The following is a 12,582-nucleotide window of genomic DNA, read 5'->3' as shown; positions in this document are numbered from 1 at the left end:
GGGACAGCGACAGAGCACGGGACCGGTGAATCGAGGGACCGCCCGACTGGCGGGTTGAGCGGAGACGAAAGCCGGCTGCCCCATGTCACGGAAGTCGTCGGCGGGGCGCCTAGAACTTGATCCCGCCGATCATGTCCACGAGGCTCGTCGTGGCCTTGGAGATCGTTGGCGCGATCGACGAACTGGCGAGGTAGAAGCCGAAGAGCGTGCAGACGATCGCGTGCGCCGCCTTCAGCCCGCCCTTCTTGATGAGCAGGAACGTGATGATCCCGAGGAGGACGACGGCCGAGATGCTAACCGCCATACGACATCACCCTGTTGCGCGCGCCGGCCGACCGTGTCAGGGCCAGCCAGTGAAGGAGCGCGGCGCTGTCGGTGCCTTCTGGACGTCCGTCAGGGGGAAGCAGCCATACCGTCGCGCAGCGCAAGTACCCGGCGGCCTGTCCGTCGAGCGTGCATTCCCACATGCGGCCCGACCGACAAAGCGTCTGTGGAGCGTGCCACCGGTCTGCCGCGCCTGCTTCGACCGGGATGTGGATCCGGGAGTGCGCGTGGCAGCAGAGCACCGGCCCCACAGGGAGTCCCCGGATTCGGGCACCCTCGACTGCACGTAACCCAACGAGCAGTCCCGCCTGTACGACATCGACAGGCCCGAGTCGCGGCAGCGGGTGGGACGCGAGCTGGATCCTCCAGGGCAGTTCGGTCTGCGCGAGCGGCAATGCCGACTCCGGTGGGAGGGGGCGGCGCTGCAACCGCTGCCAGCGGGCCAGCGGCACGACAGGTGCGACTGGCTGCTGGGCGGCGGGCGGATCAGGGACGGCTTGAACTCGGCCTGGCGAGGCAATCACCGGGATCTCCTGTGCGTCCGGACACACTGACTGAGCCGCTTGACCAAGCGACTGCTGTCACAAGGACGTTGGCTGATCCCTAAGACTGTTTACCGAAAGGCGATTACGCACATTCCGAGGGTGATATCACTGAGGTGATTTCGGTTCCGGAAAGGCCCGACCAGGGGCCTGTTCCTTTCCCGCGTCGCAACCGCCCACATCGAGCAGGGCGACCTCGAAGCCGGCTGCGCCACGGCATGCGAGGTCCTCGGTCTCGCCGAGAAGCTTCAGTCGGCACAGTTCGAACAGTCACGTCACGAGCATGATCCAACAACTCCACCCGTCGCCCACAGCCCGTACGCTCAAGACGTATTGGAGCGGCGCGCCGCCGTGACGGCAGCAGGGAGCCGAACTTGACCGACGCCAGGCAGATTCTTGTGCTGTGGGACATCGACCGCACGCTGCTGTACGTCGGCGACATCGACCGGCAGGTGTACCGGGAGACCTTCGCCGAGATCGTCGGCCGCCCCGCGGAACGCCTTCCGGCCCGCGGCACCGGCGTCACCATGCCCCTGGCCATTCGATCCCTGCTCCTGGACAACGGCGTCCCCGAAGCAGACGTCCCCGGCCTGGTGCCGCGCATGGTGGAACTCTTGCCGCAGCGCCTCGCCGCGCACGCCGACGACCTTCGTGAGCAAGGCGTGCTCCTGCCTGGCGCCGTGGACGCACTCAAGGCCGTGCACGCACAACCGGGCTGCGTTCCTACCGTCGTCACAGGAAACCTCAAGCCCAACGCGCTGCTGAAGCTCGAAGCGTTCCACCTCGACGGGTTCCTTGACACGGAGATCGGCGGATACTCCTCGGACGACGACCACCGCCCGGCTCTCGTCTCCGTCGCACAGGAACGAGCCCAGGCCAAGTACGGAACCACCGCCTTCAGCCGCGCCGACACGGTCATCATCGGAGATTCCCTCGAAGACGTCCGTACCGGGCTTGAAGGCGGCGCTCCTGTGATTGGAGTCGCGTCCGGCAAGACCACCGCCGCCGAACTCTCCACGGCCGGAGCCGACGTGGTCCTCGACAGTCTCGAAGACGTCCCACGGCTCCTGGACGCGATCGTCAAGGCGACCCTCGGCCGTGCCTGATGGCGGCTGCCCGCCAGGGTGCCTCAACTGCCCGTATTACCTGAGTGATACCGGCACGCGCGTACCCCGCCTACGCTGTCGGGCGCAGACGAGAAACGGGGGTGCGATGCCAAGGCACGCTCGCGTATGCGCTGACTGCGGATGCCGCTTGAGCCAGTACAACGACGAGGACTGGTGTTCCGCGTGCGGGCGCGTCAGGCTTCTCGACTCCCGCCTTCAACGCCGCGTTCCAGACACTGTCTGGCAGCATCCGGAAGTCCACTCCGCCATCGCGGCATGGGACTTCGGGCGCGCGAGCCGCCTCATCCGAGAGCGGGCGAAGCTCCGCCAGGACGACATGGCCCACATGACGGGGCTCAGCCAGGGTTTCCTGTCCATGCTCGAAGCAGGCACCCGCCGGCTGACGAGCCTCGACAAGGTCGCAAGGTTCCTCAACGGCATCGAAACGCCCGACGCCTTGCTCCCCCCACCGTTCCGTGAGCATCACGCAGCCCCCACGCCATTGCCGTTGCCGTACCCAGGGCCACCCGCAGTCGATCTCCAGCTCGCGACCGGCGAGCAGACAATGGACGTCTATGAGCTCGCGACACAAGCTGCGGCCCAGTCGCTGCAGTTCGCGGAAGTGGTCACGAAGAGCAACGTGAGCGACGTCGAGCTTGAGGGGCTGGAGTCCAGGATCACCCGGATCGCGACGGACTACGTCCACGCTCCGCTGTACCCGCTCTTCCACGACCTGCTGTCGACGAGAGACCAACTCTTCTCGCTGCTGGGCGGCCACCAGCCCCCGGGCCAAACCCGCGAGCTGTACCTCCTCGCCGGCACGAGCTGTCTGCTCCTCGCCCACGCGTCACAGAATCTCGGTGACCAGGACTCCGCTGTCGCCCAACTCCAGACGGCCGGGACCCTCGCCGAGCATGCCGACCACGACGATCTTCGGGCATGGGTCAAGGGCACAGCCGCACTGATCGCAGAGTGGTCAATTCATCAGCACGCAGCCATCGAGTACACACAACAGGCGATCCGGCTGGCCCCCGTCGGCGAGACCCGGGTCAGAACCGCGGCGATCGGGGCCAGAGCTGCGGCACGCGTCGGAGACCGGAACACGGCACTGGCAGCACTCAAGGAACTTGAGCACGCCCGCGAGCAGCAAACAGCCCTCACCGGACTCACTCGATTCGGGGGGCTGCTCACTTTCCCGGAAGCTAAGCAGGAGTACTACATCGGCGGAACCTACGCGCTCCTCGGCGAATACGAGAGGGCCGAGCAGCACGCCGCCGCCGCGATCGATCTGTACGAGATGGGCCCGAAGGAGCAGCGGTCGTACGGCGACGAAGCCCTGGCGCGCCTGGACATCGTCACAGCGCGCATCGCCGCAGGGGAGATCGAGGGAGCCGGCGAGCAGCTACAGCCCATCCTGGAACTGCCGGGCGACCGTCGTATCCGACAGCTCGGCGACGCTGTGCAGGGAGTAGCTAGGCTTCTCGAAGAACCACGGTTCGCCCGGAGCCGGGTTGCTCGCGAGCTCGCCGACGCCACTCGCGGCTATCAGGTGATCGACACGAGAGCGAAGGCCCTCACCTCATGACAATGACGGTCTCTCCCGAGTCCGCCGCCCGCAAGGCCTGCCAGGCGTCAGGTCTGACAGACCGCTCCCTCGTCCCGCTTCACCACCACGCCACGTCCGTGTTCCTGCTCGCCGCGGAAGGCGTTGTGGTGCGCGTCAGTCCCGCCTCACAGCAGCAGCGCCTCGCGACCGCCGTCGCCCTCACGCGCTGGCTCGTCGCGAACGACTTCCCGGCGACAGAGCCTGTGGATGTACCCCAGCCGGTGGCATACGACCCATATGTTGTCACGATCTGGCGGCACTACCCGCAACCGGAACACGGCGCACCTCCGCCCGGGCGGTTGGGCGATCTACTGAGAACGCTGCATTCCCTACCGTCCCCGCCGGTGTCACTGCCGCGGCACCAACCGCTTGCCTCACTCAAGACCGCCGTGGAAGCCAGTACCTACCTGGCGTCGAACGAACGGGTGTGGCTCATGGAGCGCAGGCAGGATCTCCTCCACGCATACGAACAGCTGGAATTTCCCTTGGGGCAGGGGCACATCCACGGCGACGCATATCCGGGCAACACGCTCTGGGACGGCGAGGACGTAAGGCTCGGAGACTGGGACGAGGCGGCATTCGGCCCGCGAGAGATCGACTTGGCTAATACGTTCCAAGGAGTCCGCTTCGGGCGAAGCGTCGGACAACTGGATGATTTCAGCGAACGGTACGGCTACGACTTCCGGCAGTGGTCTGGTCAATCGGTTCTCTGTGAAATCCGAGACCTTCACACACTCGGGTCCTTCATTCGACGCGCGGATCAAGGAGATACTGCTGCTACCCAGCAGTTGTCGTACCGTATTGAGACGCTCAGAAACATGGATACCCAAGCTCAATGGGGCGCCGCCTGAAAGAGCACAGGACTCTCGAAGGCCAGGCACCAATTCACGGCGCATTCATCGTGGCCACCATACCGACGATCTCGCGTGCGCAGCCCCACGACAGCGTGACGCCGCTTCCGCCGTGTCCGTAGTTGTGGAGCACGGTGATCCTTTTCCGTGGTTCTCCGCCTCGACGCGCACTTCGGGACGAGTGGGCCTGGCCCCCACTCGGTGGGCGACGACGCGTGCTTTCGCCAGTGCGGGTCTGATCGAAGCGCTGCGGTCCAGGATGGCTCGAGCGGCTTCGGGATCGTCCTGCAGACCCGCCTCACCGTCGAGCGCGGTTCCGCCAAGTACCACTGTGTCGCCGTGCGGGTAGATGCAGAGGAGATCGGAAGACGGACCCGTGTCCTCGGAGAAGAACTCCGTGATGCCGGGGTTCTCCACGACCACGTGCTGACCCCGCATCGGTCGGACATCGGGGTCCCCAGCGAGTTCCCCGCCTCCCAGACCGGCACAGTTAACGATCACGGAGGCATCTTCGAATTCGTCCAGTGAACCGATCACCGCGTGCTGCACCGTCCCTCCCGCCTTCTTGAAACGGCGGAGCAGGTAATCCAGGTAGACCGGCATATCGATGAGAGGCACCGTGAACCGGTAGCCGCTTGCGAAACCGGCGGGCAACTCGTCCGGTTCGCACATGCGGAAGTCAGGCAGCATCGTGCTCCACTCAGGCGCCGGCGTGGGATTGCGAGCCGCCTCGGTCCCGCTGACCATGCGCACGCCGGTCGTCGGGTCGTCTGCGAGGCTTCGGAATTCGCTGAGGGAGGTGAGACTCCACTCGCGTACTCGTGCCCACGGTTCGACAAGGTACGGCCCCCACATCGCCCCAGCAGCGAGGGACGTAGGACCAGGGATCTCTGCCGCCACCAGCTGTACGGGCACCCCTGCTTCGAGGAGGGCAACACCCGTGGTCAGGCCAGAGACGCCCCCACCGACAACAGCGATTCTCGTACCCACAGACATAGATCGACCGTAGCCTGCCGCCAGGCGCGGGCTCCTCTGAGGCGGGGTGGACCGACGCTCAGGCCCGTTCCGCCTCTTCCGATACGAGTCGGCTCGTGAAGCCGTCGCTACGCAACCGTTCGAAAGCCGCCGCCACGTCGTCGGGAATCGCCTGCTCGATCATGAACCCTTGTTGCGGGTACACCATGAGCCGCTGCTGGGCCCCCACCAGCATGTCGATGACCAGACGGGCATCCTGGATCGAATCGACGTACTCGGAGAGCGCCATGGGCGTGGAGGCGCTCACCCACTCGACATCCGGCCAGAGCTTTCGCGCCGTCGCGTAGGCCCGTCGCTCCTCGTACGGCTTGCTGACCAGCAGGACTGACGAGACGGGAACACGCTGTGCTTCGAGCAGAGCGCGGGAGAAACGGATGTTCTGGCCCGTGTTCCGGGCCTTCGGCTCGACGATGATGGCGCTCTCAGGCACCCCGAGCGCCACCGCACGGTCCCGATAGTGTTCGGCCTCACCTCGGGGCATCCGCTCACGCGTCGTACGGCTGGTCGCTCCGGTGAAGACGATGAGCGGCGCCATGCCACGGTGGTAGAGGTCTGCGGTGGTGTCGGCCACTCCGAGGTCATGGCTGCCGAGTCCGATCGCCACGGAGCAAGGTCGCAGCTCGTGACCCATCTGCTGGAAGTCCCACAGCCGCCGAGCATCCGCCCATGCCTGCGTTGAGATCACTTGCTCTCGCCCTCCATGTTCGCCGAGGACCTGCTCCCCGCTGTTGCCCTCCGATGGGGTCAGCCTACGTTCCAGATCACACGCGCCGTCAGATGATGGTTCTCCTGTTCCCGCGCGCTCACGCCGTGTGAAACTCGATCGAGCAGGCTGAGGGGAGCACGCCAATGCGGGGAATGACCGACCATCTTCCGTTCGGCAAGCGAGTCCGGTTCTACCGGAAACGCCGAGGTCTGAGCCAAAGGCAGCTCGGCGAACTTCTGGGACGCTCTGAGGACTGGGTGTACCGGATCGAGTCCGAACGCATACCGGTGAATAACGTGAAGATGCTCGCGGACCTGGCACACGCTCTGCGAGTGCACGTTGAGGACCTTCAGGGCACGCCGACGCTCTTGGACGACCGCGGTCGTCACGCGGCCAGCATCCCGGCGATTCGCACCGCACTCATGCAGTCGCGACGGCTGGCGGGCTCGCTGTACGACGGCCGTGAAACCGTGCGCCTCGAACGTCTCTCGTTCGCAGTCGACGAAGCCTGGCGGCTCTTTCAGGATTGCCAGTTCGCGCGCCTTGGAGAGTGCTTGCCCGGGCTACTCGCGGACGCCCGGCTGGCAACACAGGAGCGCACGGCTGGCGCCGAACACGTCGAAGCACTCCGATTGTTCGCACTGACCTGCCACGTGGCAGCGGTACTTCTACGAAAGGTGGGTGAGACCAACCTGGCCTGGACCGCTGTAGACCAAGGCGACATGGCGGCCGCAGAGTCCGAAGACCCCGCCACAATGCTCGCTCTGCGCCGAGGTGTCGCGCATGTTCAACTCGGCGCCGGCATGCCGGCAGAGGCGGTGAACGTCACCCTCGACGCGGCAGACGACCTCGAACCCGGTTGGTGGCGCTCCACGCCGGCTTCTCTCTCCCTGTACGGGACCCTGTTCCTCAACGGAGCCGTCGCAGCAGCCCGGATGCGGAACCGGGCGCTGGCAGATCACATGATGGGTAAAGCCCAAGAAGCAGCGCACCTGCTCGGCGGCGACTCCAACGCGATGTGGACCTCCTTCGGGCCCGGCAACGTAGAGATCCACCGGCTGGCGCTCGCCCTGGAATTCGAGGACGTCCAACTGGCCGTGGACGTAGCGCCGAGAGTCAGAGCGGCAGGACTGCCGGTAGAACGACGGGGGCGGGCGCGACTGGATGTTGCCCGTGCCTATGCTGAGGCAGGGCGGACAGATGAGGCGATAGACCATCTCAAGCGCGCCTACCGAACCGCTCCCGAGCAGATCAAGGCACATGAGTTCGCTCGGGACCTAGCTCGTCGGCTCCACAAGCGATCCCGCCGTCAGGATGTCCAGGACCTGGCCATGCGGCTCGGCGCCATCAAGTAGAGCTTGCTGTAGAGAGGTTCGTTGGCAGACCCGGAAAATTCTTCCGGGTCCGCCTCCCCATCGGCTTCTACGGTCGTTGCGACCAAGCCACTTGTACGGGGAGGCATCGCAGTGCCTGTGACCTACCAGCCGGATGATGGCGTCGGTCCCAAGAACAGAAGTGCGGTGGTGCTCCGCTGGAGTCGCCATCCGCGCTGCGTCGGCCTTGCGCGCCGTGAACTCCGTAAGGTGCTGGACGGTTGGGGTCTATCAAGTATTGAAGACCCAGCCGTTCTCGTTCTCTCGGAGCTCTTAACCGACGCGGTACGCCATGGTGTTGCGCGGCCGGACGCAGAGATCGAGACTCGGTATCTGCGAGTCGGAAGTGGCCTGCGCATAGAGGTGTCTGACACAGTCCACGAATTCCGCCAGTTGACGGCAAGTTCCTCGGAGCCAGATAGAAATCCCCGGCTGAGGCTCGTAGATGCCATGGCCGACCGGTGGAAAATGAACGACCCTATCCGGCTTGGTGCATCGGCGTGGGCAGAGATCGACTTTCCGTCGCAGACCGGTGCCCCCGATGTCGACTGATGCCAGCCATCGCTTTCCGCTCGCCTTAGCAGTAGACGAGGGAACCCGCAGGATCCCGACACTCGCAGGCGCAAAGACGGTTGAGACGGGGATACGGGAAGGAAGCCCCTCGTCCTCGTCTGAGACGGATACCACTGAGCGGCATGGACGCCAGTGTCGATGGTGTCGACGCCCCCTGAGCCGATACAACAATGAGCCGTTCTGCAGCGCTTGTTCGCGACATGTACCAGCTACCCCTTCGCTACCGCCCCAGGTGGAGCCAGAGGTTTGGCAGCGAGTAGACGTCCGGGAAGCTCTCTGGGCCCGTGACTTTGGCCGAGTGTGCCACCTTGTGCGAATCGGAAGCTCACTACGCCAGAGTGATATGGCGGAGCTCACGGGTCTGAGCCAAGCCTTTCTGTCCATGCTGGAGTCAGGGGTACGAAGACTCACCAACATCGACAAGATCGTCGAACTACTTGCTGGACTCAACACTCCGGCGGAACTCACCGGCCCCATGCTCCAACCGCCGACAGCGGAAGGCCGACCGTGCGGCCCGTCACTCACAGGGAAGAAGGGGGGATGGCCGGCGTGACGCTCGGCCCGGTAGACCACTCCAGCGACATCGAGAGGGTGCTGTTCGCGTAGAAGGGAAGGAGGGCCTTTTGGCCACTTCCGTGGCCAGAACCGTCGGAAGACCCGAGCGGTGCTATTGCGTCCGGCATCCGAGGATTCAAACGAGATCGACGAAGATAGCTGATAAGTCCGTCGGTCAGATCGCACCGCCTACGGCTCGCCGAGCCAGGCATCGATACCTTGCAAGGCCCGTATGGGGACGTGGTCGGGTGCCCCGGACGATTAGATCGACGGGCGGGCCAGTGCGTGTCAGCAGTCGAAGGATTGCAACTTAGCGTACTCGCGTGATCCCGCGGATATCACCTCCGTGATATCACCCCCGAGATGTGCTCGCCCTGCGAATCCGGAGCACCCTCATGAGGGGCCCGAACTCCAGGCCTGCACAGCACGACATCAGATCCGAAATGCGCCGCGCCAGCGATAGGAGATGAGTGCCATGCCGACACCACGACGAAACAAGAACGATCACCTGCTCTACGCCGACGTCGTCGATTCCAAGCAGAAGGCCGGAGTCTGGATGGGCGAGCGTGACGCCTTCCAGGCCAAGCAGGCCGAGATCCTGGAAGCGGTGAAGGATCAGGCGGACTGGGTCCCGGTCGAGAACGCCATCATGGTGGTCAGCACCGAGCCCGCCGGCATCACGGTCATCGCCCCGAACCCGACCCTCCCCGGTGTGATCGTCCTCGCCGACGGAGGCTCACCGGAGGCCTCAGCACAGCTGCAGGCCGCCGGCGAGGAGCTCGTCCGCAAGGTCATGGCCGAGCGCGGCATCCTCGAAGAGGAAGCCGCGTAACACAGATGGTCACCTCACAGCTCCTGTGGGGGAAGTACATCCAGTACGTCCGGGATGGCGAGGGCGCCCTCCTCGACCCGGTCACGCTGGACAGTGTGTACCTCGACCGCGGGGAGGTCACCGACCTCTCCGCGGTTCCCCCGACCGCGACCCACAAAGCTCTCGCCGAGCTCGGCTTCACGCCCGACAGCCCTCGCGCTGATCAGCGTGAAGCACTCCATAACCGGCTCCACCAACTCGACCTGAATCCCGTCCCCGTACGGATCAGCGGCTTACGCGTCGTCCTCACCGACGCCTGCAACATGAAGTGCAGCTACTGCTTCGTCGAGACCAACACCGGCAAGCCGGACATGACCGAGCAGGAAATCGCCGACGGCCTGACCTACCTCTTCGAGACGAACGCCGGTCGCGACGAGGTAGCCATCCAGTGGTTCGGCGGCGAACCGACGACCCGGTTCGACCTGATGCAGCACGGGGACACCCTCGCGGACTCTCTCGCCGCGCGGTACGACGTCAAACGGGTCCGCCGAACAGTCGTCACCAACGGGGCCCGCATCACCGACGCCATGATCGAGCACTTCGCCCGGTACGAGTACGGCGTCGGGATCTCGATCGACGGACCGCCCGCCATCAACGCCGAGCACCGGCGGCTCCTGGGCGGCCAACCGGCCGACGACCGGATTCGGCGCAACGTCCGCCGGCTCCTCGACGCAGGCGGCATCCATGTGGGCTGCAACCTCACCCCCACACCCGCGAACATCGGCCGCCTGGCCGAAACCGTCACGTGGATCATCGACGACCTCGGGTTGAAGTTCATCTACGCCAACACCCCGATACCCACCAGCGGACGCTGGACGGTCAAGGGCAGGGAGCTGGCCAGGGAGCTGTACCAAGCACGCCTCGTCGCCCTCGGGCGTGGCGGGATGATGTTCTCCGTCCTCGACCGGGCATTCCAGGCCCTCGACCGGCGCCGCCCCATGCTCTTCGACCACATCCAGAGCGACCGGACCCTGAACGTTGCCCTGCTGCCCGGCAACCGAGTCAGCCTCTGCGACATCAACTTCACCGCACCCTCCTTCCTGCACACCCTCGACGAACTGCGTGCGGACCCGAACCTGCTGGGCGGCATCGCCAAGAACGTCGCCCCCATCCCCGAGTGTGGCCAGTGCCCGGCTCTGGCGATCTGCGGGGGCCCCTCACGCAACGAACAGCTCCTGATTCGCGGAGACCGGCCGGACCCGCAGATGTGCGACTTCTACGAGAGCACCGTGGAGATCGCCGTATGGGACAGCACGGGGGTGCAGTGAACACCGTCACCAGCCCCGAGCACCCTCCCTCGCCGGCCCGGCAGCGGTTCCGCTCCGCGCTCATCAGCACCGCCGGCCACTGCAAGATCGCCTGCGGATTCTGCTTCCGAGCAGACCGGGCCCACGGTTTCCTCGACATCCCCACATACACCCGGGCACTCTCCCGGCTGAAGGAGACGGGTGTCGAAGCGATCTGCCTGACCGGCGGCGAACCCACGCACCACCCCCACCTCCGCCAGCTCGTACGGCTCGCCCACCAGTTCGGGATTCCCGTGTCGATCGTCACCTCGGTCCGAGACCCCGAAGACGTAGACCGGTTGGCCGACAGCGCGCGCCTGCTCGCGAACGTCACCGTGTCCGCCGACTCGGCCGGCGCCATGGAACTCGGGCGCACCACCCGTTCCGTGGCGTCGGCGATCGCGACGCTCGATCAGGTCCCCACGGCAGAAAGAGTTCTCCACCTCACGTACTGGAAGCTCACAGTCCAGGAGTGCCAGGACATCTACGAGCGCGTCGAGAAGTCAGGAGTCCAGATCCAGCTCAGCCCGGTGGCGCTCGACGACACGGCACGCCAGCGTGCCGGCTCGACCTTCTACAACTACCTGGCCCAGCAGCGGGAGGACGCCGACCTTCTCGGACGCTACTTCCAGCTCACCCCGCGGTTCCAGGAGTACCTCACTGCCCTGCGAGCCATGCACCTGTACCCCGCGCGACGGCCCTCCTGCGCGTCCGCGACGCTGTACGTGTCCGCAAGCGGCGAGATCCGCCGCTGCCCCTACGGCAAAACGGGGGTGAGCGTGCGCGCGCCTCGCGCGGAGATCAGTCGCTTTCTCCACGCCGAACCGCAGGACCGGACCACCCCAGAGTGCGCGGCCATCTGCCGCGCCGACGACACCCCGTGAGTGGACGATGACGACCCCAGTCACCACACCAGAAGAGTTCATCGAACGGTGGCGGACCCCTCCCAACAAGCGTGTCAGCAACGTCCTCACCGCCACCGGCTTCAGCTTCCCGCCCGCCCTTGACGTCCTCGACGCCGTCCGGCAGGACGAGGAAGTGCGCTTCACCATCCTCGGAGACGAGGACTGGTCCGTACGCATGGACCGTACGTCGGCCTTCCGCACAGCCCCGGTCGAAGAAGTGGCCACCTGGACGTTCCGCCTCGTCCACTTCAACCTCACCCGCTTCTACGACGGACTCCTCAGCGGATTCCAGGAGCAGGTCATGGTCCCCTGGCGAACCCGGCTGTCGAGCTGGGGGTTCACGTGGCAACGGTGCGCGCCGCTGCTGTTCATCTCCACGGGCGGTGCCTCATCGACGTACCATAACGACAACTCGCACGGGCTCGTGTGGCAGGTCGAGGGCACGAAGACCTTCCACAGCTACAGGGACCCCGACAAGTACCTCACGGCCGAGGCCGCTGTGGTGGGCGAGACCACCGCAGAGGAACCGCCCGAACACGACCCGGCCGACCGCGAGTCCGTACGGATGGGGCCCGGTGACCGACTGTGGAGCCACGCCCTGACCCCGCACTGGGTGACCACCGAGTCCCCGCTCGCCATGAGCGTGACCCTCTCCCACGGCGGCCTGTGCCACCAAGGCCGCTTCGCGGACCGAGAATTGGCACTCCGCGCCTACTGGGACCAGCACCCCGACGAGGCGTGGAAGCTCGATCTGCGAAACGTTCGCTACTGACCAGGTCGGGGCCGCTGCACCCTCCAGAGGGGGCACACGAACAGCCACAGTACGGCCAGGAAACCCAGCCGCATGAC

General features: G+C 65.6%; 12 protein-coding genes. 9 read left to right on the top strand and 3 right to left on the bottom strand.

Going from position 1 to position 12,582, the window contains the following annotated elements:
• Positions 1 to 109: 109 nt before the first annotated feature.
• A complete protein-coding gene (locus ABT063_RS48305; RefSeq protein WP_351067926.1) occupies positions 110 to 304 on the bottom strand; it encodes a hypothetical protein in 195 nt (64 codons plus the stop codon).
• Between the two features lie 936 nt (positions 305 to 1,240).
• Between ABT063_RS48305 and ABT063_RS48300 the strand changes: the two genes are divergently transcribed.
• The 3 genes from ABT063_RS48300 to ABT063_RS48290 all read left to right on the top strand — a co-directional run bounded on the left by ABT063_RS48300 (position 1,241) and on the right by ABT063_RS48290 (position 4,429).
• Complete coding sequence (locus ABT063_RS48300) at positions 1,241 to 1,972, top strand: HAD family hydrolase (RefSeq protein WP_351067924.1); 732 nt, start codon at positions 1,241 to 1,243, stop codon at positions 1,970 to 1,972.
• A gap of 148 nt (positions 1,973 to 2,120) precedes the next feature.
• Positions 2,121 to 3,557, top strand: a complete 1,437-nt coding sequence (locus tag ABT063_RS48295; RefSeq protein WP_351067921.1) for a helix-turn-helix domain-containing protein — start codon at positions 2,121 to 2,123, stop codon at positions 3,555 to 3,557.
• A gap of 98 nt (positions 3,558 to 3,655) precedes the next feature.
• Positions 3,656 to 4,429, top strand: a complete 774-nt coding sequence (locus ABT063_RS48290) for a phosphotransferase family protein (RefSeq protein WP_351067919.1) — start codon at positions 3,656 to 3,658, stop codon at positions 4,427 to 4,429.
• A gap of 45 nt (positions 4,430 to 4,474) precedes the next feature.
• Here the strand turns inward: ABT063_RS48290 and ABT063_RS48285 are convergent, their stop codons facing one another.
• Both ABT063_RS48285 and ABT063_RS48280 read right to left on the bottom strand, forming a co-directional pair.
• Entirely contained in the window at positions 4,475 to 5,425 is a 951-nt protein-coding gene (locus ABT063_RS48285) for an FAD-dependent oxidoreductase (RefSeq protein ID WP_351067917.1), read from the bottom strand.
• 58 nt (positions 5,426 to 5,483) lie between these two features.
• Positions 5,484 to 6,149, bottom strand: coding sequence for a YdcF family protein (locus ABT063_RS48280; RefSeq protein ID WP_193380647.1), 666 nt, complete (start codon positions 6,147 to 6,149; stop codon positions 5,484 to 5,486).
• Between the two features lie 173 nt (positions 6,150 to 6,322).
• Here ABT063_RS48280 and ABT063_RS48275 point away from each other — a divergent pair, with 173 nt between their 5' ends.
• The 6 genes from ABT063_RS48275 (at position 6,323) to ABT063_RS48250 (ending at position 12,505) form a co-directional block, all read left to right on the top strand.
• On the top strand, positions 6,323 to 7,525 hold the full coding sequence (locus ABT063_RS48275) for a helix-turn-helix domain-containing protein (protein WP_351067916.1): 1,203 nt from the start codon (positions 6,323 to 6,325) through the stop codon (positions 7,523 to 7,525).
• A gap of 559 nt (positions 7,526 to 8,084) precedes the next feature.
• On the top strand, positions 8,085 to 8,669 hold the full coding sequence (locus ABT063_RS48270) for a helix-turn-helix domain-containing protein (RefSeq protein WP_351067914.1): 585 nt from the start codon (positions 8,085 to 8,087) through the stop codon (positions 8,667 to 8,669).
• Positions 8,670 to 9,146: 477 nt separating this feature from the next.
• Positions 9,147 to 9,503 carry a hypothetical protein gene (locus tag ABT063_RS48265; RefSeq protein ID WP_099964115.1) on the top strand — a complete coding sequence of 119 codons (357 nt, stop codon included), beginning with the start codon at positions 9,147 to 9,149 and terminating at the stop codon, positions 9,501 to 9,503.
• A 5-nt stretch (positions 9,504 to 9,508) separates the two neighbouring features.
• Positions 9,509 to 10,810 (top strand): radical SAM protein, encoded by a 1,302-nt coding sequence (locus tag ABT063_RS48260; protein ID WP_351067911.1) that lies wholly within the window; start codon positions 9,509 to 9,511, stop codon positions 10,808 to 10,810.
• Positions 10,786 to 11,712 carry a radical SAM protein gene (locus ABT063_RS48255; RefSeq protein WP_351067909.1) on the top strand — a complete coding sequence of 309 codons (927 nt, stop codon included), beginning with the start codon at positions 10,786 to 10,788 and terminating at the stop codon, positions 11,710 to 11,712. Before ABT063_RS48260 ends, ABT063_RS48255 begins: the two co-directional genes overlap by 25 nt.
• A gap of 7 nt (positions 11,713 to 11,719) precedes the next feature.
• Positions 11,720 to 12,505, top strand: a complete 786-nt coding sequence (locus ABT063_RS48250; RefSeq protein WP_351067907.1) for a hypothetical protein — start codon at positions 11,720 to 11,722, stop codon at positions 12,503 to 12,505.
• Positions 12,506 to 12,582 lie beyond the last annotated feature (77 nt).

This window comes from Streptomyces sp. NPDC002838 (assembly GCF_040295365.1).
GTDB lineage: Bacteria > Actinomycetota > Actinomycetes > Streptomycetales > Streptomycetaceae > Streptomyces.
This window is presented reverse-complemented; position numbering and strand designations above follow the sequence as displayed.